Below are 23,095 nucleotides of genomic sequence, written 5' to 3'. Positions count from 1 at the left end.
GGCTTCCGACAGTGTTGGTGCCCGCGACCGGGGCGTTCGGGCGCACTGCCCAGCTGATACGACGTCTCGACAAACCTTGGCTTACTCAATTCATCCCCCTCCACTGCCAGGAACGGTTTGTCGCTGATCACGCCATATGCAACATCTCCGGTGACGAAATCTTCAACCGACCCGCCCACCCAATGAGATATCGGCCTGGTGACTGCCGCCCCTTCGACCCGTATGTATTTCCGCCAAGCCTTGCCGTGACCGGGGTTCATGTATCGCAGCCCAGACCGCCCATCTTGAGGGGCCCATTGCCATCTTGTCACTTCCTTGGCCGTTCCTGCGGATCATCGCTTCATGCGACGACAGACGCGCGGAATGCATCGAAGTCGGCTTTGGCGGCCACGGCCCTTTCTCGTGGCGGAAGATGCTTGTTCGCAAGATCCGCCACCTCGTATTCCAGGTCCAACCCGACAGGGAGCGCTTCCACGAAGGCCCGCAACGGCAGATCGCCAGCGCCGAGCCGCAGCCGGGCAGTGCGGGCCTCCTGCATCAACTTGGCCGGATCCCGCTCACCGGTGCCTGCTTTTGCGTCGCAGAGTTGAGCAAAGACGATTTTTTCAGGATCGACACGGGCAATATCCGCCGGCACGTCCCCTGACCTTTCCAGATGAAGCGCGTCCAACAGGATGCCGGCATCGCTCGCCCCGCTCAGTTTGAGGAACCGCTCGGCCGCTCTCAGGTCAACGATCACACTGTAGGGAAGGAACTCAAGCGCCAGTCGCAGCCCGGCCTCCCGGGCCCGCATGGCATAGTGCGAGAACAGATCAAGCGCGAGCGCCTCATCCTCGATGAAGCAGTTGACCACCAGCACTTTCGCTCCGATCTCGCCTGCAGTGTCAACGACGCGGTCCAGGTGATCTTTCGTGAGATCGGGATAGAACTGATAGGCAGAAATGTTATGGATCTCGACGCCACCACTTTCCGCGGTGCGTCGCAAACTGCGGATCGCAGCACGATCCCCGATCAGGCTGACGAAGCTGTCGTCGTGTAGGTTACGGCCGCAAATCCGGATGCCGACACCGTCGAATCCGGCAAATGCAGCTGCGTCCACGGTTTGCTCGGCGGTGGTGCTCAGTGTGAGGTGGGCAAGCAGGGTTCGCATCTGAGGCATGTCTCCGTTCGGTATTTCAGGACGTGGTGTCAGACCGTGGCGCCCGACCGGAATTGCGGTGCTGCGATACCGAGTCTTCCAGCCAGCGTCACCAGATCGTCTGCCACCTGGCGCGGCAGGTCCAGCCCGTGGCGCCGATGCCAGGCCGCACATCTGACAGAACGCTCGCCTGGCAACAGGACTTCGTCATGTCCGTCCCGCGCAGGCGTCTGTTTCAGTAGCGTCGCGAGTTCGTTCATCCGCTTCACAAAGTCCTCGGGCCGGACAAACCGCTTGATATCGATGGCCAAGTGCACATGACCGTTGCCAACGGGCTTATCCGTTTCGCGGAACCATTCCGGGATCTCTCCGAGGATTGCTGCACCGGCCAGTACACCACACAGGATCTCGCCAATCACCGCAAGACCGAAGCCCTTGTGACCCAGCGACAGCAGCGCTCCCCCGGCGGCTAGCTGGTTCGGGTCGTTTGTATCGCGCCCTTCGGAATCTACAATCCAGCCCTCGGGTATATCCTCGCCGCGTTTAGCAGCGTGACGCACCCGGCCGCCGGCAACGCAGCTCATCGCCATGTCAAGGACCACCGGCTCGCCCGATCCAGTGGGAATAGCAAAACCGAAAGGGTTGTTGCCAATGGCTGCGCCAGCGCCGGAAAAGGGCGCCATGCCAGGAAAACCATTGGTCCAGGTCATCCCGATCATCGAATGACGCAGCGCGATCATCGCGGAATGCGCGCAGGTGCCTATGAAATCGCTGTTGCGCACGGCGACGAAGCCGACCCCGCAAGCCGCCGCCTTGCGCGTGGCCAGTGTCATCGCGAAATGGGCGCTGATTGGCCCAAGCGCGGCGTCGCCATCGACCACGGCAGAGGCGGGGGCTTCGGTCAGCAGCTGTGGCGAGGCATCAGCACGGGCACCGCCGTCGCGCAGCCGCGCGACAAGAAACGGAACGCGGATCACGCCATGCGAAGACGCGCCGCGGCTATCCGCTTCGGTCAGGCAATCGGACATGATCTCGGCTTCTTTCTTTCCGAGGCCGGCAGAGCGAAACGCTTCGGCGACCCAGCGGTGAAGATCAGGCAAGTCAATGGTGCGAGTCTCTGCCGTCATTTGCAGATCCCCTTCTTGAATATGGGAACAGAGATTGCTGGCGCCGTTCGGCACGATGCGGCGCCAGCAGAAGGAAGGCTGGACCTATTGTACGATCACGTTGGCTTCCTTGGCCACGCGTCCGTAGTACTCGAAGTCCTTTTCGATCCGTGCCCGAAACTCTTCGGGTGTGCTCGCGGCCGTACGCAGGGCACCCGATTGCAGCCGGGCTTTGATCTCGTCCGTCTCGGCGGCTTCTTTCATGCCCTCTGCAAGCGCCTGGATGATACTGTCCGGCGTTCCGGCGGGCGCATGCAGTCCGAACCAGTCGTTGAGGGTTGACAGTTCCGGAAGGCCCGCTTCTGCGGCGGTCGGCACGTCCGGCAGGTTCGCGTTGCGCTGTTTCCCGATGATCAGCAGTGGACGCAAATTGCCCGCCTCTATTTGTGGACCAGCAACAGGATAGGAACTCAGGGCAAGCTGAACCTGATTGTTCAGGACGTCAGGCATCAGCGCAGAACCGCCGGAATAGTGGACACCCTTCAACTTGACATCCGCGGCAAGCAGGAACGCTTCAAGAAACAGATGCAAGTTACCGCCCGCACCAGCGGTACCATAGAACATCGAGTTAGGCTTCTCCTTGGCCAGTGCGATGAACTCAGCAATGTTCTGTACCGGAACTTCCGGGTTCACGGTCAAAACGAAATCACCTTCGGCCAGCATCGAGATATGCTCGAGGCCGTTCACCGGATCGACCGTCAGGCCGGGGAAGGTATGAGGCGATACGGCGATCTGCCCGACGGCAGTAAAAAGCAGAGTCTGGCCATCGGGTTCGGCGTTGGCCACAGAAGTCATGCCGATTGTGCCTGCAGCACCGGTTATGTTCTCGACCACGAAAGGCTGACCGAACTTCTGGCTCATGTAATTGGCAACCATGCGCGCCAATGCGTCGGTCGTACCGCCAGGCGAGAATCCGCATACGATTGTCACTGGTCCGCTGGGATATCCTTGGGCATACAGGATCGACGGTGTCGACAGCACGGCCACACCCGCCGCCGTTGATTGAATAAAGCGCCGCCGGTTAAGATTCGAATTCAGGGTCATGTTCATCCTCCCGTTGTTATTCCTGCCGCACAGGCCTCCTACGCGTGCAACCAAGGCCGGCTAGAGCGTTCCGCGCTTTCCGATCTCGTGGCGCACTCTTGCTTGAAATCCGGCCAACTTCAAAAACCGTTTGTTTGGGTCAGCCCAAAGCAAATCACATGGCAAGACTTCTTGCTCTCGCGATCAGGTCGGTTTGGGATTTCAGGTGTGCGTCGAATATGCTTGTGAAAGGCCTTGCTTGAGCACCGGAAACGGCTCGGCCAATGGACCGAGCGCTTCGCTGAAGCGCAAGATCGCCGCACCCAGAAAATCAAGAAAAGCAGCTTCTTGTGAGAGCGGTATTCGTCGAGACGTTGTCACAAGAAAGAGCGTTCGCTTTATCGGCGGGTCAAATATACGCCGCATGCGGAGACCGCCCAGAGTGATTTCGTCAATCGCGCTGGCGTAAGGCATGATCGTTGCAACCCCGCCTTCGGCCACGAGTTGTTTCAGCATGGTGATCGACTGAGCTTCGTAAACGATTTCGACGGAGAGGCCGAGTCTGTCCGCTGTCTCCTGCACATTTTGCCGAATATTATCGCGTTCATTGGCAAGAGCCAAAGGATGTTTCACGGCCTCTGAAAAGGTCATGGGGTCAGTCTCGTGCTCTTCTGCGGCAGATTGCAGAAACAGCACCTCTTCACTCATCAACGGAACCCTGATCAGGTTCGGCTTGTCAGGCACGTCATAGGCAATGGCCACGTCGATCTCATTACGCTCCAGCGCGTCAATCAGCAGAACGCTCATCTCTTCCACGAGGCTCAATTGCAGATGTGGAATTGCCTTGCGGACGTCCTTCAGGATGTCCATGCCGAGCAGAGCAGTGGTGCCGTTGGTAAGTCCCAAAATAAGGCTTTCGCGCTCGCCGTTGCCAAAAGCCGAGATCTCTTGCCGAGTGTTCTCGACATAGTTCAAGATTTCCAGCGCCCGGTCGTAAAGCAGGTTGCCAGGCGTCGTGGGCGAGACTCCGCGCGAATGCCTGATCAGAAGCGGAACGCCGAGTTCCTCTTCGAGCAGCTTGATCTGAAACCCCAAGGCCGGCTGCGCAACGGACAGCATTTCGGCCGCCTTGGTCAGGTTCCGGGTTTCGACAGCTCTTGCGAAATAATGCAGTTGGCGCAGATTCAATTATTTTTCCTCGCATCGAACCGCTTCAATGCAGAAAGACAGCCTCGAGAAAAATGCTTCTACCGAGTCGGGTCGCTAGTGTCCATCGTAGCATCTTGTTCGCCTGCAGGCGTGGCCGACGCGCAGTTTTCCGCCGAAAGGCACGGGCCATTGTTGTTGCAAACGGTTCTGCCCGGACGGGATGTGCCGGCATATTCATAACGCGCTCAATCGGCGGACGCGGCTATCAGATGGCCGCGAAAACCGGCCACCAGTTGCCCTGGTCCAGCGTGTTGTCGAACCAGAGCGCCCATCAGGCGCATACACCAAAATATCTGTTTTTAGTGAAAACAAATGGTGCCCGGAGGCGGATTTGAACCACCGACACGCGGATTTTCAATCCGCTGCTCTACCAACTGAGCTATCCGGGCATCCGGTTCCCGCGTCCGAAGACCGGGCACCAGCAGCTTGCCGACGGAGGCGTTTTCCAACGTCGAAAGCGAGCGCGTTATACCATCTTGAAAGGCACTGTCCAGCACCCTTTTTCGGCTTTTTCACAGTGACGGCAAAATCATCTGCTGCCGTCAGCCGCGGTCGTCGAAATCCTCGTCCTGATTGTCCTCTTCCTCGGTGACCGGAATGGCGTAGCCACCCACCAGCCAGCGGTTGAGATCGACCGCGCGGCAGCGCTCGGAACAGAAGGGATAGCTGGCGCGCACCGAGGGGCGCCCGCATTCCGGGCACGGCTGGGCTTTGCGCAGCGGGGTCACTTTGCCGTCAGTCATGGTTCAGCCTTCAAGCCATTTGAAATGCACATCATAACCTTCGCCGGTCAGCAGCGCCGTGGTCTCGTAGAGCGGCAGGCCGACGACATTGGTGTAGGAGCCGACCAACTTGACCACGAAGGTTCCGGCAAGGCCCTGAATGGCATAGCCGCCGGCCTTGCCGCGCCACTGGCCCGAGGCCAGGTAGCTTTCGATCTCGATCTTCGACAGGCGCTTGAAGCGCACCCGGGTCTCGACGATCTTCTGACGGATGGTGCGGTCGGGCGTCACCAGGCAGATGCCGGTGAAGACACGATGGTTGCGGCCCGACAGCAGATAGAGAGCGTTTGAGGCCTCGTCGATCTGTTCAGCCTTGGGCAGGATCCGGCGACCAACCGCGACAACCGTGTCGGCGGCCAGGATATAGGCGCCGGCCCGGGCAGGATCCAGCCGCGTTTCGGCAAGGGCAGCTTCCGCCTTCTCGCGCGAAAGTCGCCGCGCCAGCGAGCGCGGGTGCTCCGAGCGCTGCGGAGCCTCGTCGAGATCCATCGGCATCAGCCTGTCGGGGGCGATGCCGGCCTGGTCGAGCAGTTCAACCCGGCGCGGCGAACCGGAAGCGAGGATGAGTTTTTGCGATCGTGCCATGGGCTGGCCTCACACCTGTCGCCTATTTGAAGCGATAGGTGATGCGGCCTTTCGTCAGATCGTAAGGCGTCATCTCGACCAGTACCTTGTCGCCGGCCAGCACCCGGATGCGGTTCTTGCGCATGCGTCCGGCAGTGTGGGCGATGATCTCGTGCTCGTTTTCGAGCTTGACCCGAAAGGTTGCGTTCGGCAGCAGTTCAGTGACCACGCCCGGAAATTCTAGGACTTCTTCTTTCGCCATTCAGTGTCTGTCTTTCTTGTAAAAAAGGCGGCGCAAAATGCGCTGGCCTCAAATTTGGCCGGAACCTACACAATGACGAGCGATTTGTGAACCAAATTGATTCAACCGCCCGCAGGCCCGCGTGACCAGCCCCTGCCGGAGGTGATGCGCTGTTTGAGCATGTCGCGAACTTCGCGATAGGCATCAAGAATGCGCTCCCGGGTTCCCGTCGCCACGGTCGGGTCGGGGGTCGGCCAGTAGATCACCTCGACGGCGTTGCCGCGGGTCATTTCCAGCGCCCGGTGATGCGCCTCGGGCGCCAGGGTGACGATGACATCGAAATAGTCATCCTCAAGCTCGTCCAATGTTTGCGGCTGGCGCGCGCCAAGGTCAAGCCCGATTTCATCCAGAACCGTGTCGACAAAGGGATCGCGTTCGCCCGGACGGACCCCGGCGGAGGCCACATAGGTGCCCGCCGGCAGCACCGAGCGGGCGATGGCCTCGGCCATGGGCGACCGGATGGCGTTCATGCCGCAGACGAACAGCACCGCACCGGGCCCCGACCTGGGCGCGGCTTTGGCGGGATCGATGCCGGTGTCCGCCATGGCGGTCCCTATCCGCGCCAGTGCAGGACGCAGACGAGCGTGAACAGACGCCGGGCGGTGTCGAAATCCATGCCGATCTTGCCGTCCAGCCGGTCCATCAGGGTCTGCGAGCCTTCATTGTGAATGCCGCGCCGTCCCATGTCGATCGCCTCGATCTGGCTCGGGCTCGATGACCGAATCGCCTCGTAATAGCTCTCGCAGATCATGAAATAGTCCTTGACGATCCGGCGGAACGGCGTGAGCGAGAGAATATGGGTGGCGACCGGCTCGTCGGACTGGGTGGAAATGGAAAAGACCAGCTTCGAATCAACCAGCGAGAGCTTGAGCTTGTAGGGCCCCCCTGATGGCCGACCGGCGCGAAGCTGTTTTCCTCGATCAGGTCAAAAATGGCGACGGCACGCTCATGCTCGACATCGGGCGTGGCGCGGCCGATGGTTTCATCGAGCACGACATCGCAGAGCCGTTGGGTGTCCGCCGCTGTCATTCCTGCCCGAGCCCCCCGTCGCGGCTGTTCATCCTGATCGACACCGAGCGGGCATGGGCATCGAGCCCTTCCGCCCTTGCCAAGGTTATGGCAGCAGGGCCGAGCGACTGCAACTGCTCCGCACCGAGCCTGAGAATCGAGGTGCGCTTGACATAGTCAAGCACTGACAGGCCGGACGAGAACCGGGCCGAGCGCGCGGTGGGCAAAACATGGTTGGAACCGCCGACATAATCGCCGATCACTTCCGGCGTGTGGCGGCCAATGAAGATGGCACCGGCATTGCGGATCCGGGCGGCCAGCGTCTCGGCGTCATCGGTGGCGATTTCCAGGTGCTCGGCGGCAATCCGGTCGGCCAGCGGCACGGCGACATCCCAGCCCGGCACGACAATGACCGCGCCGAAATCGGCCCAGCTCCTGCGCGCGGTCTCGGAACGGCTCAGCGTCGCAAGCTGGCGCTCGACCGCCTCGACCACCGCTTCGCCAAAGCCGGCGTCGCGGGTCATCAGGATCGATTGCGCCCCGGCATCATGCTCGGCCTGGGCCAGAAGATCGGCGGCGATCCAGTCGGGATTGTTGTCGGGATCGGCCATCACCAGCACTTCCGACGGGCCGGCGATCATGTCGATGCCGACCGTGCCGAACACCTGGCGCTTGGCGGCAGCGACCCAGGCATTGCCCGGCCCCATGATCTTGGCAACCGGGCGGATGGTTTCGGTGCCATAGGCAAGTGCGGCGATCGCCTGGGCGCCGCCGATGCGGTAGATCTCGCTGACGCCGGCGATCCGGGCCGCGGCCAGCACCACCGGATTGAGCGCGCCATCGCGCGCCGGCACCACCATGACGATGCGTTCGACGCCCGCTACCTTGGCCGGCACCGCGTTCATCAGCACCGAACTGGGATAGCTTGCGGTGCCGCCAGGCACATAGAGCCCCACCGCCTCGATGGCCGTCCAGCGCGACCCGAGTTCGACGCCGAGCGCATCGACATAGCGGTCGTCCTGCGGCATTTGCCGCTGGTGGTGGCTCACAATCCGGTCATGGGCAAATTCAAGGGCTGCGATGATGTCCGGATCGGCCGACCGGTAGGCCGCTTCGATCTCCTCCGCAGCAACGGCAAGACCGAGCTTGCGGGTATCGATCCCGTCAAAGCGCTGGCTGAAATCATGCAGGGCTTCATCGCCGCGCGCGCGGACTTCGCTGACAATGGCGCGCACATCGGTTTCGACATCTGCCGAAACCTCGCGCTTGGTGGTCAGGAATGCGGCGAAACGGGCCTCGAAATCCGGCTGCCGGTAATCAAGCCTCAGTACCAATGCCCTGCCCCCATCATGTCTTATCTCTGTCTCAATCCGCGGTTCTCACTCCCGGTCGGGTGACGCGCATTGGTTCATGGTCTCAAATACCGTTGGCGCAGGCCCGTGACACGGGTCCTGCGCAGCCCTGCCTCAACCGCCGACCGGATGGCGCGGCTTGAACTTGGTTTCCCAGCCACCGCCAATATCGGCGAACTGGACTTCAACACAATCGACTTCCAGGCGAATCACCCCGCCGCCCGACAGCACCAGCTCGATAGCGCCGGAGGGCGCCTCGTCGCCGGCCACGAAGGTCACGGCCAGCAGCGCATGCACCGTGTCGGCGTCCTTGAGATCGATGCCGCGCGACCGGACCGCCTGCACCTGCTTGACCGCCAGAACCGCACGGCGGCGTTCGAAGGTCTTCTTGTCCTTTCCCTCTTCCCAGACAAAGCGGTTGGCCTCGAGGGTAAAGGTCTGGTCCTTGCCCAGAAAGGCGGTGTCGCCGGTCTTGAAGACGGCGTCTTGCAGACAAGCGGAAATTACAGCCAGGTCTGCGTCGTCAAGGGCGATCAGTTTCAGACTGTCCATGAAATCCTCAATCCATCATCATCCGCGGCGCGATCCGCCACATGGTGTGTTGCAGTGCAAGGTAGGTATGCGCGACGCAAAGCGCAATGCGCACAAGGTTGCGGTTTACCTGTCATGCGCGGGTCTATTCGCTGACACGCTCGACGACGGCCCCGCAATTGGTCAGCTTTTCCTCGAGCCGCTCAAACCCGCGATCGAGATGATAGACCCTGTTGACGACGGTTTCGCCCTCGGCGGCAAGGCCGGCGATGACCAGCGACACTGAGGCGCGCAGATCGGTCGCCATCACCGGCGCTCCGCGCAAGGTCGGCACGCCGGTCACCGTCGCGGTCTGTCCCGAAAGCGAGATATTGGCGCCCAGCCGCGCCAGTTCCTGCACATGCATGAAACGGTTTTCGAAGATGGTCTCGGTGATGTGGGACACACCGCTGGCGCGGCTCATCAAGGCCATGAACTGGGCCTGGAGATCGGTCGGAAACCCTGGAAAGGGATCGGTCGTCACATCGACCGGCAATATGTCGCCGCCATTGCGGCGGACGCGAATGCCGCCCTCCTCCTGGGTGATCTCGGTCCCGGTGCGGCGCAGCGCCAGAAGGGCGTTCTCCAACAAGGATGAAGATGTGTTTTCGAGCAGGACATCGCCACCGGTCATGGCCACGGCCATGGCATAGGTGCCGGTTTCGATGCGGTCGGGCAGAACCCGGTGGCGCGCGCCCGACAGCGAGGTAACGCCGTCAATGGTTATGGTGGAGGTGCCGGCGCCGGAAATCTTTGCGCCCATGGCGATCAGGCAATTGGCAAGATCGACGACTTCAGGCTCGCGCGCAGCGTTTTCAATCACCGTCTGGCCCTTGGCCAGCGTCGCCGCCATCAGCATAACATGGGTGGCGCCGACAGAGACCTTCGGAAACACGTAGCGGCCACCGATCAGGCCCTTGGGGGCGCGGGCATCGACATAGCCGTTCTCGATGTTGATCTCGGCGCCGAGATGGCGAAGGCCGTCAATGAACAGGTCAACCGGGCGTGTGCCGATGGCGCAGCCGCCGGGCAGCGAGACCTTGGCCACGCCCATGCGGGCCAGCAGCGGCCCTATCACCCAGAAACTGGCGCGCATCTTCGAGACAAGCTCATAGGGCGCGGTGGTGTCGACAATGGTGCGGGCGGTAAAATGCACCGTGCGGGCATAGGCTGTATCCTGGCGCTCGCGGCGGCCGACGACGGCGATATCGACGCCGTGATTGCCGAGAATGCGCTGCAACTGCTCGACATCGGCCAGATGCGGCAGGTTCTCCAGCGTCAGCGTATCATCGGTAAGCAGCGAAGCGATCATCAGCGGCAGCGCCGCGTTCTTCGCGCCGGAAATCGGAATGACGCCATTGAGCGGGTTTCCGCCAACGATCCTGATGCGATCCATGCTGTCCTCTTGGAGTTTCAGACCACGCCTGTGAAGCGGCGGCGGCTGGCTTGGGAATGTCTGCGGCGGTGTTTAAACCATCCGGAAGAATGCGGCAACATGAGGACGGGTTCGCCGGTCAAGCCGGGTCGTCGCCATCGGCTGCATCCGTATGGGAGGCGGCGGGCAGACCTTCGGCCTCGTCGGCGCGGCCCTCGCGACGGGCGCGCGTCTGCGCCTTGCGGCGCTGCAGATTGGCACGCAATTGCTCGGCACTGCGCTCGGCGCGCCTGGCTGCCTGGCGTTCGGCCTCGGTGATCCGGTCTGGCGGTGTTTTCTGGGTCATGACATTGCCTCGATAGCCTAAAACCTGCCCGAGGTGAAGATGGCCGGGCCGGATCAGCGTCGGCCCTGCCCCCGCACACGGATCGGCGCCCCAAAGACAGCCCTTCCGGCCGGACAAGGGAGAAACGGCTTGGCGGGCGCATCAGGATGCAGCGGTTCCATGCTGACGCAAAGCGCGGTTTTTCCGCATGCTCTGCCCGCCTTGCGCAGGCATTTTTCAAGTTGCCACATCATTCGCCCGTTTGGGCTTGCGCTCCTGTCAAAGCTGTGGCAATAGCGGGCCGCTTCAGTCGTTTACAGCCTCCCGATGTTTTGGAGAGTGCGACATGGACAGCGGCTGACGGAGTTTTCCGCCAATCCGGTACTGAAGCAAAGGGCTGCCGTAGCTCAGGGGTAGAGCACTCCCTTGGTAAGGGAGAGGTCGAGAGTTCGAATCTCTCCGGCAGCACCATTTTATTGCATTCAGTTTATGACAATCGCGACCCTTGCGGGCATGCCGCGGTTTCCGCGTTTGGCGCGGCAGTTTCTGCCTGTCGGCGGCACAAGTGCTGTCAGGTCTCGACGTTCTCCAGGTGAAATGCATAGGGAGAGGCGTCCGCACCCCGGCGCCCATCAGTCATGACGATATCCGCACGCCGGACACCGGACAGATCGATCCTGCTCATGGCCTGTTCCATGATTGCGGCCGGTATTTCCGCACCTTCCTGTATGCCTGGAACCACGCCGATAAATATCTGCGGAGGGAAGCTGAAGGCCGCTTTCTGACCCGGTGCAATGCCGGTCTGCTTGGCCAGGAGCCTGTGATCCTTGTAAACTAGGGCATCAACCGATCCTTGCGGCAGGTTGTTGCGAAACTCCACTTCATTCGGAGAAGCTGCACCGGTCCCGGCAAGCCTGAGAATGTTCCCGGAGGCATCGCCAACCAATTCCAGGGCCTGGCCGTCACCGACTGTTTGAGGCGGTGTCTCGTTGCCCCGGGAATCAGCCGCGCTGATATCAAGCGAGGCCGGCAGAGAAAAGCCTTGGCTGAAACCCGTGCCGCAATTTCTTATAACCGTCCAGGCAATTATGAGCTCAGTAAAATTCATGCCGGGTTGGTTGCACTGATTAATAACAACATCCGGCGCTCCATCACCGGAAGCCTTATTGACAAAATTGAATTCCATTTCATCAGACATGACTGCACCCTCTCGCGATAAATCAGAATGTTCAAGAATTTTAACTGCGATTAAACCATAAACTTACTGTCCAACGCACTTCAATGCTTCCGCAAGACCTGCCGGAATTTTATGCATTTACATCCTTGATCTGATGAAACTGCGAGCTTCAAACTGCCGACTTTTCGGACACCAATCTTTCCCGGATTTTGAAAACACCACGCACGGGCCGAGCCGGTGGGCACTCCATGGCTCAAAAGGCGTGCTCTGCCCCGGATTTTTCTGGCGACCTCGCGAAACTGCCGGTATCTCGAACCCTTTGCAGGCGTTAAAAGCGAAGCAAAGGGAGACCGCTATGAGCTATGCCTGCTTCACGCTCGAGATTGCCGACCACATCGCCCATATCCGCTTCAACCGTCCGGAGCGGGCCAATGCCATGACTTTGGAATTCTGGAAGGAATTTCCGGAGGCGATCGAACGCATTTCCAACGATGCCGAGGCGCGCGTCATCGTGATCTCGTCAGAGGGCAAGCATTTCAGCGCAGGCATGGACATTTCGGTGTTCATGAGCGGCGCGCTGGATGCGGACGGATCCAACCCGCATGTGTCGGCGGAAGCCTTCCGGTACAAGATCAAGGCGTTGCAGCGGACCTTCTCCTGCCTCGAAGGCGCCCGCCAGCCGGTGCTTGCCGCCATTCAGGGCGGCGCCATCGGCGCCGGTGTCGATCTCGCCACCGCCTGCGATTGCCGCTACGCCTCCGAGGACGCATTCTTCACGGTGCAGGAAACGGCGATCGGCATGACCGCCGATGTCGGCACATTTCCACGGCTGCTGCGGCTGATACCCGAAGGCTGGGCGCGGCAGATGGCCTATACCGCCGAACGGCTTGCTGCCGCCAAGGCCGGGGACATCGGCCTGGTCAACGAGGTGTTCGAGACGCCTGAAGCGCTGCTTGACGGGGTGATGGCCATCGCCCGGAAGATTGCCGCCCACTCGCCGCTGGCGGTTTCCGGATGCAAGAAGATGGCCAATTATGCCCGCGATCACTCGACAGCCGATGCGCTCGACTATGTCTCGGTGTGGAACGCGGCGATGCTGCGCCCCGACGACATCAAGGAAGCCTATATCGCGCGGGGAGAAAAGCGCGCGGCCGTGTTCGACAATCTCAAGCCGCTCAAGGACTGATCCGGCAGGATTTGGGAGCCGTTGCTGCTAGAGCGCGGAAATATAGTCTGCCAGGCGGCCCGCTGCGTCCTCGACGTGATCGAGGCGGCGCAGGAAACAGGCACGCAGAAAGGCGGACCCACCCGCGCCAAAGGCTGTCCCCGGCGCCAGCCCCACCCCGGCGCGATCGACGATGTCGATGGCAGCCGTTTTTGTGTCGGTGACCCCGTCGATGCGGAAGAACGCGTAAAAGGCACCGTCCGGTTTCTGGGTCTCCACCCGGTTGGTGCCGGTCAGGGCATCGCAGAACATCTCCCGTGCCGCCCGCGCCTTGGCGATTTGCGCCTCGACATAGGCATCGCCATGCTCAAGCGCTGCCAGTGCGCCTTTTTGCATGAACTGGGGAACGCCGGAGGTCTGGTACTGGACGCTGTTTTCGAGCACCTGGATGATTGCGGGCGGTGCCACGATCCAGCCAACCCGCCAGCCGGTCATCGACCAGTTCTTGGAAAACGTGTTGACGAAGATGATCCGGTCATCATCATTCATGATGTCGAGAAAAGACGGCGCCCGCCCGCCGGCATAGAAAAACCGGGTGTAGATCTCGTCGGCAATGATCCAGAGACCGTGCTTGCGCGCCAGCTCGAGAATCGCCACCAGATCCTCCCGTGTTGCGGTCCAGCCGGTCGGATTGGACGGCGTGTTGATGAACAGCGCCCGGGTTTTCGGCGTGATCACGCTGGCGATCCGGTCCGGATCGATGTTCCAGCGGCCATCCACATAATCCAGCCGCGCCGCAACCGGCACGCCGCCGGACATGCCCAGAGCGGCGGCAAAATTGGGCCAGGCGGGGGTGATCTGGATCACTTCATCGCCGGGATTGACCACCGCCTCGATGGCGATCTTGATTGCCTGCATGCCCGAGCCGGTGACGCAGAAGCTATCAAGCGGAAGGATGCGGCCGAAATGACGGGCATGATAATCCGACAGCGCCTGCCGGAGCTCGGGAATGCCGCGTTGCCAGGTGTAGAAGGTTTCCCCAGCCAGCAGCGCGTCTGCGGCGGGGCGGCTGATGAATTCGGGCGTGATCTCGTCGCCCTCGCCGGCCCATAGCGGAATCAGGCCGGGCTTGAGGCGGCCGTGATTGACGACGGTGACAATCCCGCTTTCAGGGGCTTGGATGGCGCGGCGGCTCAGGCTGTCCAACTGATTCATGGCAAACTCCGTTTGCCTGTCATAGCCGGTCTGGCGGATGACTGCATCCGTTGCTGGCTGATCAATCGATGGATTTTTCTTATGCCTGAGATACCCGCACAAAAATGGCCCCGGCACTGTAACGCCGGAGCCATATTCGCGTTCTGACGACGAGTCTGCGCTGCCGCAGAAACGAAGGCTTACTTCTTCAAGAGATCACGGATTTCGCTGAGAAGCGCGATGTCAGCAGGCGGCGCAGCAGGTGCGGCCGGAGCGACCTCTTCTTCCTTGCGCAGCGAATTGACCGCCCTGACCATCAGGAAGATGATCCAGGCCAGGATCAGGAAATTGATCAGAACCGTGAGGAAATTGCCGTAGGCCAGCACAGCGCCCTGTTCCTTCGCAGCTTCCAGCGTGGTTGCCGTCACACCGCTCGCAAGCGGGATGAAGAAATTGGAAAAATCGATGCCGCCGAAAATGGCGCCGACGATTGGCATGATGATGTCATCCACCAGGGATGAGACGATCAGGCCGAAAGCACCGCCGATGATGACACCGACGGCCAGATCCATGACATTGCCCTTGGCGATAAATGCCTTGAACTCGTTCAACATAGTCAATTACTCCGTTAAGCGCGCGTTGCCCCTCTTGCAATGAACCGCTCGACCCGCGCGCAAAGCCAGTCCGGTTTGCGTAGCTTTTAACATAAATGGCCCAATAAGGAACGGGCACATGCCCAATACATGGGCATAAGTCGCACAAGACACTTTATCTCATTCAAAAGGCTGTCTTGTTTGGCCGCCTATACAGACTATGCTGCCCGATTGTGGAGCGGTGGAGAGCGAGAAACCATGATGCCCGGCTGGCTGGTGTTTGGATCAGCTCTTTTCTATCTGCTGATGCTGTTTGCCATTGCCACCTATGGCGACCGTTCAGCCCGGCAGAGACGCAGACGGATGGCTGGCCGTCCGATTATCTATTCTCTCAGTCTGGCAATCTACTGCACGTCCTGGACCTATTTCGGCGGCGTCGGGCTGGCCGCCTCGCGCGGGCTTGAATTCACCGCAATCTATATCGGCCCGATCCTGATGTTCACGCTGGGCATGCCGATCCTGCGGCGCATCGTCAATCTGGCCAAGGCTGAAAAGCTGACATCGATCGCCGACTTCATGGCGGCGCGCTACGGCAAGAGCCCGCTTGTGGCGGCGCTGGTGGCGCTTATCGCCGTGATCGGAACCATTCCCTATATCGCGCTGCAGCTCAAGGCGGTCTCCTCTTCGGTGGCGGTGATGGTCGATGTGGAGCAATTGCACCGGGTCACCGAAACCTTCTTCCTGTCCGACATTTCCTTTTTCGTGACACTGGTGCTGGCGGCCTTTGCGGCGATCTTCGGCACCCGGCATACCGATGCCACCGAGCACCAGGACGGCCTGATTCTGGCGATTGCAATGGAATCGCTGGTCAAGCTGCTGGCCTTCACGCTGGTGGGGCTGTCGGTGGTCTTCATGCTCTATGACGGCCCCTGGGATCTGTTGCGCGCCGCCACGGCGCAGGCCGATGTGATGGCCGCGCTGAGCTATGAAACGCCGCCGCTGCGCTGGGCCCTGCTGATCGTGCTTTCGGCATTTGCCATCGTGCTGCTGCCGCGCCAGTTCCACGTCGCGGTGGTGGAAAACCGGACGCCCGGCGAGTTGCGGCTGGCCGGCTGGCTGCTGCCGCTCTACCTCGTGGCGATCAACATCTTCGTTTTGCCGGTGGCCATCGCCGGGGTGCTGCAATTCGGGCCCGGCGGGGCCAGCGATCTGTTCGTGCTGGCCCTGCCGATGGCCAACGACATGCCGGTGGTCGCGCTCCTGACCTTCATCGGCGGCTTTTCGGCAGCAACCGCGATGGTCATCGTCGCCTCTGTGGCCGTGGCCATCATGGTGTCGAACGACATCATCGTTCCGGTGGTGCTCAGGCGCCGCGACAGGCGTGGCCAGAGCGGCGACTTTTCGCGCCTGATCCTGATCATCCGGCGCACCGCGATTGTCGGGATCCTTCTGCTCGGCTTCGCCTATTACCGCGCCGCCGACATCAATGCCGGACTGGCCTCGATCGGATTGTTGTCCTTCGCGGCAATCGCCCAGCTGGCGCCGGCCTTTTTCGGCGGACTGTTCTGGCGCCAGGCCAATGCCCGCGGCGCGGTTGCCGGCCTGTCCAGCGGCATTGCCATCTGGGCCTATATCCTGATGGTGCCGAGCCTGGGCGGACCGGACAACAGCCATGTCGCCGCCGCCATTCTCGATTTCGTCATTCCCGGCACCTCCACCTTTACCGGTCCGGGCTCGGATCCGCTGTTCAATGCGGTGGTGCTGAGCCTGGCGGTCAATTGCCTGCTTTACGTCGTCGGCTCGCTGTCGCGGCGTCCCAAATCCATCGAGCGTATCCAGTCCGCGGTGTTCATCCCGCAGAGCCGCAGGCTGGCCACGTCGGGCCGCAGCTGGAAGACCAAGGTTACGGTGGCCGACCTGAAACAGACCATCAGCCGCTATCTCGGCCATGAACGGACCGAACGGTCGTTTCACTCGCATGAGCGGGCGATCGGGCGGTGGATCAAGCCCGATGACCCGGCGGACATGGGCATGCTGCGCTTTGCCGAACAGTTGCTCGGCAGCGCCATTGGCTCGGCATCGGCGCGGTTGGTCTTGTCATTGCTGTTCGAGCGGGCCGACGATATTCCCGGCGACACGGCACGCCTGCTCGACGAGGCTTCCGAAGCGCTGCAATACAATCGCGACCTGTTGCAGACTGCACTTGGGCAGATGAACCAGGGCATTACGGTGTTTGACAGCAACAACCGGCTGACGGTGTGGAACAAGCGCTTCCGGTCATTGCTGGAACTGCCCGAAAATGTCGGCCAGGTCGGGTTCTCACTGGAAAGCATCATCTCGATCCTGGCTGATCGCGGCGACATCAAGGAAAGCGAGAAACAGGAAGCGCTGGACCGGTTTCTGATCATGGACACCGCCTTCGCGCTGACCATCGGCGCGGACAAGCGGATTGTCGAGATCCGCTCAAACCCGATGCCCGACAGCGGCATCGTCACCACCTATGCCGACATCACCGAGCGGGTGGCCGCCGACATGGCGCTCAAACAGGCCAATGAAACGCTTGAGCAGCGGGTGACGCACCGGACCGCCGAGCTGACCCGGGTCAACCGCGAGCTCGAGAAAGCGCAATTGACCGCCGAGGAAGCCAATATCGGAAAGACACGGTTTCTTGCCGCTGCCGGCCATGACATTTTGCAGCCGCTCAATGCCGCCCGGCTCTATTCGTCCACCCTGGTCGAGCGGCTTGGCAATTCCGCCAACCAGAGGCTGGTGCAGAACATCGATTCCTCGCTCGAATCCGTGGAAGCGATTCTCGGCGCGGTGCTGGATATTTCCCGGCTCGACACCGGCGCGATGAAGCCGCAACTGGCAAGCTTCCCGCTCAATGATCTGCTGCAGCGGGTGGTCACCGACTTCGCGCCGGTGGCGCGCGAGCGCAACCTCAAATTCACGGTGATGCCGACCAGCGTCTATGTGCGCTCCGATCCCAATCTTTTGCGCCGGCTGGTGCAGAACCTGGTGTCGAATGCGATCAAATACACCCGCGAAGGCCGGGTGCTGGTCGGCGTTAGGCGGCGCGGCGACAAGGTCCTCATCCAGGTGATCGACACCGGCATCGGCATCCCTTCAAGCAAGTTCCGGACCGTGTTCCGTGAATTTGCGCGGCTTGAGGAGGGCGCGCGCACAGCCTCCGGCCTGGGATTGGGGCTCTCCATCGTCGACCGCATCGCACGGGTGCTCAAGCATCCGGTCGATATTGCCTCGCAGGCCGGAAAGGGCACCGAATTTCGCGTCGAACTGCCGCTTGAAACCAATATCAAGCGCATCCAGGCTCAGCCCAAACGCGCCGGCGCGGATCTGCCGGGCACCAATCTGAAGGGACTTCGGGTGCTGTGCATCGACAATGAGCCGAAGATCCTCGAGGGCATGACCCTGCTTCTGGGCGGATGGGGCTGCACGGTGCTGGCCTGCGGCTCGCTGACCGAAAGCCTGACCATTGCAGAAACAGAGGACGCCCCGGACGTCATTTTTGCCGATTACCATCTCGACGACGGCACCGGCATCGAGACCATCATCGCGCTGCGCAAATTGTGGAGAATGGATATCCCGGCGCTCCTGGTCACGGCAGACCGCACCCCGGAAGTCCGCTCCACCGCGGCGGTCGACCGGATCTCGGTCCAGAACAAGCCGATCAAGCCGGCGGCACTTCGCGCATTTCTCAACCAGGTCACGGTGACCCGGCGCAGGGCGGCGGTTTGACCGGTCGCAGCGCTTTTACGCTCAATCGTTCTGGGTGAGGACTTCGGCGCCGATCTTGGAAAGCTGAATGACGGCCTGGGTGCGGCTGTCGACGCCGAGTTTCTGCAGCACGGCGGAGACATGAGCCTTGATGGTGGCCTCCGAGACGCTGAGTTCATAGGCGATCTGCTTGTTGAGCAGTCCCTCGGCCAGCATTCCCAGCACCCTGCCCTGTTGCGGGGTCAGAGTCTGGATGCGGGCAATCAGGCTGGCGATTTCCGGATCGTGCTCGGACCCCAGATCGACCCCCGGCGGCGTCCAGATGCCACCGTCAAGAACGGTCTGCACGCCCTGGCGAATCTCATCGATGCTGGCGGATTTCGGGATGAAGCCGGATGCGCCCAGCTCTAGCGCCCGGCGCATGGTCGGCGGATCGTCGGAAGCCGAGACCACCACCACCGGCAGGCTGGCAAACTCAGCGCGAAACGCAATCAGCCCGGACAGACCGGACACGCCGGGCATGGTCAGGTCGAGAAGAATGAGATCGGCTTCCGGATGATCGCCGGCTTTCTTGCGAGCGCTTTCAAGATCGCCGGCCTCCAGAATATCGATACTGGCGCCCATTCCTTCCAGCGCCTGGCGCATGGCCCCGCGAAACAAAGGATGATCGTCGGCTATGATAAGTGTCAATTGCGCCATGCGCTCTGCCCCCTGATCGCGTGTCCGCGACGAACCGGACACGGGGCCCGGTTTCCCACGCGCAGTCTAGCGGCGCAGCAATGCTTCGCGCAAGGGCGGCAATCCGGCGCGGTCACGATCGGACAGATGCCGGGAAGCGCCAGATCTGCTGCCACGGCCGGTGCGGTTGACGATAACGCACCGGTAGCGCGGGTTCAGGTTCTGTCGGGGATGGGTTCGGGTGGAACGATCGGCTTGCCGTCAAAGTCGCGTTGCAGTTCCTCGATCATGCCGAAGAAGCGGCGCATCATCTTCTCCATGGCGCCGATGGCCCTGTCGAGTTCCGCCTCATCCGGGATTTCCGTCTCCCCGGCCGACTCAAGCGAATCAAGCCGGGTTTCAAGCGCGGTCACCCGCGCTGAAAGCTCGGTCAGACTTTCTTCGAAGGCGCGGCGCTCATCAGTGGCAAGCCTGCAGACGAGCTGGCCAGATCTTTCGGTGCAGATCGACATCTCGCCGGTGGCGGTGTCCATGCGGACAAAGCCGTTTTCGGTCTTTTCCATGGTAAAGCGGCTTGCCAGTGGTTCCTCGGCAAAAGCCTGCCCGGACAGGATCAAGGTGAGGGCGGAAGCTGAAAACAATGCAAAACGGGTCATGACGGCACACTCCTGTTTGTATATGTGATGACACGCAATGAAGACAAAATCGAGAATGGTTCCTGAAAGGCCGCCAATGGACCGCACCGAAGCGCCCGGCGGCAGGAAAGCGAGACACGCCATCATGCACACGACAATATACAAGATCACTCCCCAAGCCCCCTGGCGCCTTGCCGAAGCCGAAGGCCGGTTCACCGGCGCGCCGGTGGATCTGGCTGACGGCTTCATCCATTTCTCCACCCGCGACCAGGCAATCGAGACTGCACAGAAGCATTTTGCCGGACAGGATGACCTGTTGCTGGTGGCGGTCGATGCCGGCGCGCTCGGCGACAAGCTGGTGTTTGAAACCTCCCGCGGCGGCGCCCTGTTCCCGCATCTTTACGCGGAGATGCCGATGTCCGTGGTCAAATGGGTCAAGCCGCTTCCACTGGGAGCAGACGGCGCGCATCAGTTTCCGGACATGGAGGCATGAAGAGCCTGATTGACGGGATTGCGCGCAGCGCGCTGTTCACACTCGACCCGGAAACAGCGCACTGGCTGTCGATCACCGCACTCAAGAGCGGGCTGGTGCCGGCTTGCCGCAGCAGCGATCCGCGCCTCGCGGTCACATTGGCGGGGCTCGCCTTTCCCAATCCGCTCGGAATGGCCGCAGGCTATGACAAGAACGCGGAGGTGCCTTCCGAGCTGTCGCGCCTCGGTTTCGGCTTTGTCGAAGTCGGCACGCTGACACCGAAGCCGCAATCGGGCAATCCGAAGCCGCGGATCTTCCGGCTGGTGAAGGACCATGCAGTGATCAACCGGCTGGGCTTCAACAACCAGGGCCACGCCGAGGCCCATGCCCGGATTTCGGGCCGCCGCCGCGAAGGCATTCTCGGGATCAATATCGGCGCCAACAAGGACACCGCAGACCGGGTCGGCGATTATGTCGCCGGCATTTCGCGCTTTGCCGGGCTGGCGGATTATTTCACCGTCAATGTGTCCTCTCCCAACACGCCGGGCCTGCGCAATTTGCAGAGCCGCGACGCTCTGGCGGAACTGTTGAGCCGGGTTCTGGCCGAGCGCGACGCCAAATCAAAGCGCGTACCGGTGTTTCTGAAGATCGCGCCGGATCTGACCGAGCCCGATCTCGACGACATTGCCGCGGAATGCCTGGCACACAGGCTCGACGGTGTGATCGTGTCCAACACCACGCTGTCGCGCACCGGGCTCAGCGCCGATCCAAAGAGCGGCGAAGCCGGCGGGTTGTCGGGACGGCCGGTGTTTGCGCGCTCGACCATCGTGCTCGCCAAGATGCGGCAAAGGCTTGGCGCAGACATGCCGCTGATCGGTGTCGGCGGCATCGACAGTGCCGAGACGGCGGCGGAAAAAATGCGCGCCGGCGCGGATCTGGTGCAGCTCTATACCGGGTTCATCTATGGCGGGCCCTTGCTTCCGGGCCGGATCGTGCGCGACCTGTCGCGCCTGTGCGACCGTGAGAACCTGGCCCGGATTTCGGATCTGCGCGACACAAGAACCGCCGATTACGCCGCCCTGGCCATTCCCGAATAGGATCAGGCCGCACCGAATGCCCGGTCCATGCGGCGCGGCAGGATCGCCAGCAAGGTGAAGCCGCGGGCCGCCAGAAAGATGTTGAGCGAAATCCACAGCCCCTGATTGCCCCAGATCTGGGTGAGACCGAGCGACAGCGCGATAAACAGCGCCAGCGACAGCAGCATCATGTTGCGCATGTCGCGCGACCAAGTGGCGCCGATGAAGACGCCGTCCATCTCGAAGGCGAGCACGCCGGACAAGGCGGTCAGCGCCGCCCAGACCATGTAGGTCCCGGCTTCGATGCGCACGGACTCGAGCGTCGTCATCAGATTGATGACCCAGCCGCCAAACAGCAGAAGCAAGATGGTTGTGAACCCGGCCAGGGCAAATCCCCAGATTACGGTCAGCCGGACAGCCTTCTCGAAGGCCGGGCGGTAGCGTGCGCCGACGGCGCGGCCTGCCAGTTGCTCGGCGGCGGTGGCGAAGCCGTCAAGATAATAGCCCGCGATCATGAAGAAATTCATCAGAATGGCGTTCGCGGCCAGCGTGGTCTCGCCAAACCCGGTGCCCAGCCGGGTAAACCAGGCGAAGGCGGCGATCAGCGCAAAGGAACGGATCATGATGTCGTTGTTGAGCGCCATCAGCTTCAGGATCGAAGCCCGGTCGATGATGCGTTTCCAGGAGGGGGCGTGCACCCGGTCAAATTTGCGACGGATGATCAACAGCCCCGCGGCGCAGCCCACCATCTCGGCGATCACCGTCGCCAGCGCGACCCCCTCAAGGCCGTAACCCAGCTTCAAACCAAGCCAGATCGAAAGCAGCACATTGGTGCCGTTGATCACCGTCTGCAGGAAAAGGCCGGTGCCGCCCATGCCGCGGCCGAGCACATAGCCAAGGATGGCATAATTGGCGAGTGCCGCCGGGGCCGACAGCGCCCGGATCGCCAGATAGGTCGAGGCGGCGGCCGCCACCGCGCCCTGCGCTCCCATGAAGGCCAGCCCGCCGGCCAGAAGCAGCGGAATGGCGGCGATGACAGCGATTCCGGCAACAACCGCGATCATCAGCGAACGCCAGAACACCGCCTGCTCTTCCGTCGGGTCATCCCGGCCCATGGCTTGTGCCACCAGACCCGTGGTCGAGGAGCGCAGGAAGTTGAAGGTGGTGAAGACAAAATCAAACAGGATTGCCGCAATCGCCAGCCCGCCGAGCAGCGCCGCGTCGCCCAACCGCCCGACCACCGCCGTGTCGACAAGGCCCAAGAGCGGCGTGGTCAGAAACGCCAGCGTCATCGGCACCGCGATCGCCAGCACCATGCGGTTGTTGACATCGAAGATACGCCCGGGAGGCGGAAGCACATCAGGCGTCAGGGGCAAATGGGTCACGTGGCAGATCCAGCAGGGAAGGACTGCTCTTTCCTGTTCGAGTTCAGGCCGCGTGTAAAGAGGTGGGATGAGAGCCTTTGCCACCCATCCCGATTGATGGCAACTTTCCGGGCAATCGAGCCGGTTGCGCTTTTTTTAACCTCCATGGCGTATTGGGTCGACCCTGCCG

The 23,095-nt window shown here is 61.6% G+C and carries 22 protein-coding genes, 2 tRNA genes and 1 pseudogene; 5 read left to right on the top strand and 20 right to left on the bottom strand.

Going from position 1 to position 23,095, the window contains the following annotated elements; all coding sequences use genetic code 11:
- Positions 1-340: 340 nt before the first annotated feature.
- From OEG82_RS05220 to OEG82_RS05155, 14 genes and pseudogenes are all read right to left on the bottom strand, one after another.
- On the bottom strand, positions 341-1,150 hold the full coding sequence (locus OEG82_RS05220) for a sugar phosphate isomerase/epimerase family protein (protein WP_267611379.1): 810 nt from the start codon (positions 1,148-1,150) through the stop codon (positions 341-343).
- Between the two features lie 38 nt (positions 1,151-1,188).
- Entirely contained in the window at positions 1,189-2,265 is a 1,077-nt protein-coding gene (locus tag OEG82_RS05215) for an Ldh family oxidoreductase (RefSeq protein ID WP_267611378.1), read from the bottom strand.
- An 84-nt stretch (positions 2,266-2,349) separates the two neighbouring features.
- Positions 2,350-3,348 (bottom strand): Bug family tripartite tricarboxylate transporter substrate binding protein, encoded by a 999-nt coding sequence (locus OEG82_RS05210; protein ID WP_267611377.1) that lies wholly within the window; start codon positions 3,346-3,348, stop codon positions 2,350-2,352.
- 201 nt (positions 3,349-3,549) lie between these two features.
- On the bottom strand, positions 3,550-4,515 hold the full coding sequence (locus tag OEG82_RS05205; RefSeq protein WP_267611376.1) for a LysR family transcriptional regulator: 966 nt from the start codon (positions 4,513-4,515) through the stop codon (positions 3,550-3,552).
- A gap of 334 nt (positions 4,516-4,849) precedes the next feature.
- Positions 4,850-4,925, bottom strand: a tRNA-Phe gene (locus OEG82_RS05200).
- A 153-nt stretch (positions 4,926-5,078) separates the two neighbouring features.
- A complete protein-coding gene (yacG, locus tag OEG82_RS05195; RefSeq protein WP_267611375.1) occupies positions 5,079-5,279 on the bottom strand; it encodes a DNA gyrase inhibitor YacG in 201 nt (66 codons plus the stop codon).
- Between the two features lie 3 nt (positions 5,280-5,282).
- Entirely contained in the window at positions 5,283-5,903 is a 621-nt protein-coding gene (locus OEG82_RS05190; RefSeq protein WP_267611374.1) for a Maf-like protein, read from the bottom strand.
- Positions 5,904-5,925: 22 nt separating this feature from the next.
- Positions 5,926-6,144 carry a translation initiation factor IF-1 gene (infA, locus tag OEG82_RS05185; protein WP_004435948.1) on the bottom strand — a complete coding sequence of 73 codons (219 nt, stop codon included), beginning with the start codon at positions 6,142-6,144 and terminating at the stop codon, positions 5,926-5,928.
- Between the two features lie 101 nt (positions 6,145-6,245).
- A complete protein-coding gene (locus OEG82_RS05180) occupies positions 6,246-6,728 on the bottom strand; it encodes an arsenate-mycothiol transferase ArsC (RefSeq protein ID WP_267611373.1) in 483 nt (160 codons plus the stop codon).
- An 8-nt stretch (positions 6,729-6,736) separates the two neighbouring features.
- Positions 6,737-7,212, bottom strand: a pseudogene (locus OEG82_RS05175) (UPF0262 family protein).
- Positions 7,209-8,525, bottom strand: a complete 1,317-nt coding sequence (gene hisD / locus OEG82_RS05170) for a histidinol dehydrogenase (RefSeq protein WP_267611372.1) — start codon at positions 8,523-8,525, stop codon at positions 7,209-7,211. Before hisD ends, OEG82_RS05175 begins: the two are co-directional and overlap by 4 nt.
- Positions 8,526-8,657: 132 nt before the next feature.
- The gene (locus tag OEG82_RS05165; protein ID WP_267611371.1) at positions 8,658-9,095 is read right to left on the bottom strand and encodes a DUF2948 family protein; all 438 of its coding nucleotides are present in this window, start codon (positions 9,093-9,095) and stop codon (positions 8,658-8,660) included.
- 124 nt (positions 9,096-9,219) lie between these two features.
- Complete coding sequence (murA, locus tag OEG82_RS05160; protein ID WP_267611370.1) at positions 9,220-10,509, bottom strand: UDP-N-acetylglucosamine 1-carboxyvinyltransferase; 1,290 nt, start codon at positions 10,507-10,509, stop codon at positions 9,220-9,222.
- A 118-nt stretch (positions 10,510-10,627) separates the two neighbouring features.
- Positions 10,628-10,834 (bottom strand): hypothetical protein, encoded by a 207-nt coding sequence (locus OEG82_RS05155; RefSeq protein WP_267611369.1) that lies wholly within the window; start codon positions 10,832-10,834, stop codon positions 10,628-10,630.
- Between the two features lie 375 nt (positions 10,835-11,209).
- On the opposite strand from OEG82_RS05155, the gene OEG82_RS05150 reads away from it, so the two are divergent.
- Positions 11,210-11,284: transfer RNA gene (locus tag OEG82_RS05150), tRNA-Thr, on the top strand.
- A gap of 100 nt (positions 11,285-11,384) precedes the next feature.
- On the opposite strand, the gene OEG82_RS05145 is transcribed toward OEG82_RS05150, so the two are convergent.
- Positions 11,385-12,011, bottom strand: coding sequence for a hypothetical protein (locus OEG82_RS05145; RefSeq protein ID WP_267611368.1), 627 nt, complete (start codon positions 12,009-12,011; stop codon positions 11,385-11,387).
- A 334-nt stretch (positions 12,012-12,345) separates the two neighbouring features.
- Here OEG82_RS05145 and OEG82_RS05140 point away from each other — a divergent pair, with 334 nt between their 5' ends.
- Entirely contained in the window at positions 12,346-13,176 is an 831-nt protein-coding gene (locus tag OEG82_RS05140; protein WP_267611367.1) for a crotonase/enoyl-CoA hydratase family protein, read from the top strand.
- A 27-nt stretch (positions 13,177-13,203) separates the two neighbouring features.
- Here OEG82_RS05140 and OEG82_RS05135 read toward each other — a convergent pair whose 3' ends face one another.
- Complete coding sequence (locus tag OEG82_RS05135; RefSeq protein WP_267611366.1) at positions 13,204-14,370, bottom strand: pyridoxal phosphate-dependent aminotransferase; 1,167 nt, start codon at positions 14,368-14,370, stop codon at positions 13,204-13,206.
- 179 nt (positions 14,371-14,549) lie between these two features.
- Positions 14,550-14,963: a large conductance mechanosensitive channel protein MscL gene (gene mscL / locus OEG82_RS05130; RefSeq protein WP_267611365.1), complete on the bottom strand. Its 414-nt coding sequence runs from the start codon at positions 14,961-14,963 to the stop codon at positions 14,550-14,552.
- Between the two features lie 237 nt (positions 14,964-15,200).
- Here mscL and OEG82_RS05125 point away from each other — a divergent pair, with 237 nt between their 5' ends.
- Positions 15,201-18,701, top strand: coding sequence for a PAS domain-containing hybrid sensor histidine kinase/response regulator (locus OEG82_RS05125; RefSeq protein ID WP_267611364.1), 3,501 nt, complete (start codon positions 15,201-15,203; stop codon positions 18,699-18,701).
- A gap of 21 nt (positions 18,702-18,722) precedes the next feature.
- Here OEG82_RS05125 and OEG82_RS05120 read toward each other — a convergent pair whose 3' ends face one another.
- Both OEG82_RS05120 and OEG82_RS05115 read right to left on the bottom strand, forming a co-directional pair.
- Positions 18,723-19,379, bottom strand: a complete 657-nt coding sequence (locus OEG82_RS05120) for a response regulator (protein ID WP_267611363.1) — start codon at positions 19,377-19,379, stop codon at positions 18,723-18,725.
- A gap of 194 nt (positions 19,380-19,573) precedes the next feature.
- On the bottom strand, positions 19,574-20,014 hold the full coding sequence (locus OEG82_RS05115) for a hypothetical protein (protein ID WP_267611362.1): 441 nt from the start codon (positions 20,012-20,014) through the stop codon (positions 19,574-19,576).
- A 124-nt stretch (positions 20,015-20,138) separates the two neighbouring features.
- On the opposite strand from OEG82_RS05115, the gene OEG82_RS05110 reads away from it, so the two are divergent.
- The gene (locus OEG82_RS05110; RefSeq protein ID WP_267611361.1) at positions 20,139-20,486 is read left to right on the top strand and encodes a DUF952 domain-containing protein; all 348 of its coding nucleotides are present in this window, start codon (positions 20,139-20,141) and stop codon (positions 20,484-20,486) included.
- Positions 20,483-21,562 (top strand): quinone-dependent dihydroorotate dehydrogenase, encoded by a 1,080-nt coding sequence (locus OEG82_RS05105; RefSeq protein WP_267611360.1) that lies wholly within the window; start codon positions 20,483-20,485, stop codon positions 21,560-21,562. Before OEG82_RS05110 ends, OEG82_RS05105 begins: the two co-directional genes overlap by 4 nt.
- 2 nt (positions 21,563-21,564) lie before the next feature.
- Here OEG82_RS05105 and OEG82_RS05100 read toward each other — a convergent pair whose 3' ends face one another.
- Positions 21,565-22,857 (bottom strand): MATE family efflux transporter, encoded by a 1,293-nt coding sequence (locus OEG82_RS05100; protein WP_267614876.1) that lies wholly within the window; start codon positions 22,855-22,857, stop codon positions 21,565-21,567.
- Positions 22,858-23,095: the final 238 nt, after the last annotated feature.

The sequence above is a fragment of the Hoeflea ulvae genome, from assembly GCF_026619435.1.
Classification (GTDB): Bacteria; Pseudomonadota; Alphaproteobacteria; order Rhizobiales; family Rhizobiaceae; genus Hoeflea; species Hoeflea ulvae.
Note: the sequence above shows the minus strand (reverse complement) of the source record. Positions and strands in the feature narration are given on the sequence as shown.

What these genes read in the sequence shown, in the direction of transcription:
- OEG82_RS05165 (WP_267611371.1), bottom strand. Translation starts at nt 9,095, where the DNA reads ATGGACAGTCTGAAACTGATCGCCCTTGACGACGCAGACCTGGCTGTA.
- OEG82_RS05215 (WP_267611378.1), bottom strand. Translation starts at nt 2,265, where the DNA reads ATGACGGCAGAGACTCGCACCATTGACTTGCCTGATCTTCACCGCTGG.
- murA (WP_267611370.1), bottom strand. Translation starts at nt 10,509, where the DNA reads ATGGATCGCATCAGGATCGTTGGCGGAAACCCGCTCAATGGCGTCATT.
- OEG82_RS05190 (WP_267611374.1), bottom strand. Translation starts at nt 5,903, where the DNA reads ATGGCACGATCGCAAAAACTCATCCTCGCTTCCGGTTCGCCGCGCCGG.
- OEG82_RS05105 (WP_267611360.1), top strand. Translation starts at nt 20,483, where the DNA reads ATGAAGAGCCTGATTGACGGGATTGCGCGCAGCGCGCTGTTCACACTC.
- infA (WP_004435948.1), bottom strand. Translation starts at nt 6,144, where the DNA reads ATGGCGAAAGAAGAAGTCCTAGAATTTCCGGGCGTGGTCACTGAACTG.
- OEG82_RS05115 (WP_267611362.1), bottom strand. Translation starts at nt 20,014, where the DNA reads ATGACCCGTTTTGCATTGTTTTCAGCTTCCGCCCTCACCTTGATCCTG.
- OEG82_RS05210 (WP_267611377.1), bottom strand. Translation starts at nt 3,348, where the DNA reads ATGACCCTGAATTCGAATCTTAACCGGCGGCGCTTTATTCAATCAACG.
- yacG (WP_267611375.1), bottom strand. Translation starts at nt 5,279, where the DNA reads ATGACTGACGGCAAAGTGACCCCGCTGCGCAAAGCCCAGCCGTGCCCG.
- OEG82_RS05220 (WP_267611379.1), bottom strand. Translation starts at nt 1,150, where the DNA reads ATGCGAACCCTGCTTGCCCACCTCACACTGAGCACCACCGCCGAGCAA.
- OEG82_RS05155 (WP_267611369.1), bottom strand. Translation starts at nt 10,834, where the DNA reads ATGACCCAGAAAACACCGCCAGACCGGATCACCGAGGCCGAACGCCAG.
- OEG82_RS05135 (WP_267611366.1), bottom strand. Translation starts at nt 14,370, where the DNA reads ATGAATCAGTTGGACAGCCTGAGCCGCCGCGCCATCCAAGCCCCTGAA.
- OEG82_RS05145 (WP_267611368.1), bottom strand. Translation starts at nt 12,011, where the DNA reads ATGTCTGATGAAATGGAATTCAATTTTGTCAATAAGGCTTCCGGTGAT.
- OEG82_RS05120 (WP_267611363.1), bottom strand. Translation starts at nt 19,379, where the DNA reads ATGGCGCAATTGACACTTATCATAGCCGACGATCATCCTTTGTTTCGC.
- OEG82_RS05140 (WP_267611367.1), top strand. Translation starts at nt 12,346, where the DNA reads ATGAGCTATGCCTGCTTCACGCTCGAGATTGCCGACCACATCGCCCAT.
- OEG82_RS05100 (WP_267614876.1), bottom strand. Translation starts at nt 22,857, where the DNA reads ATGGTGCTGGCGATCGCGGTGCCGATGACGCTGGCGTTTCTGACCACG.
- OEG82_RS05180 (WP_267611373.1), bottom strand. Translation starts at nt 6,728, where the DNA reads ATGGCGGACACCGGCATCGATCCCGCCAAAGCCGCGCCCAGGTCGGGG.
- OEG82_RS05110 (WP_267611361.1), top strand. Translation starts at nt 20,139, where the DNA reads ATGCACACGACAATATACAAGATCACTCCCCAAGCCCCCTGGCGCCTT.
- OEG82_RS05125 (WP_267611364.1), top strand. Translation starts at nt 15,201, where the DNA reads ATGATGCCCGGCTGGCTGGTGTTTGGATCAGCTCTTTTCTATCTGCTG.
- mscL (WP_267611365.1), bottom strand. Translation starts at nt 14,963, where the DNA reads ATGTTGAACGAGTTCAAGGCATTTATCGCCAAGGGCAATGTCATGGAT.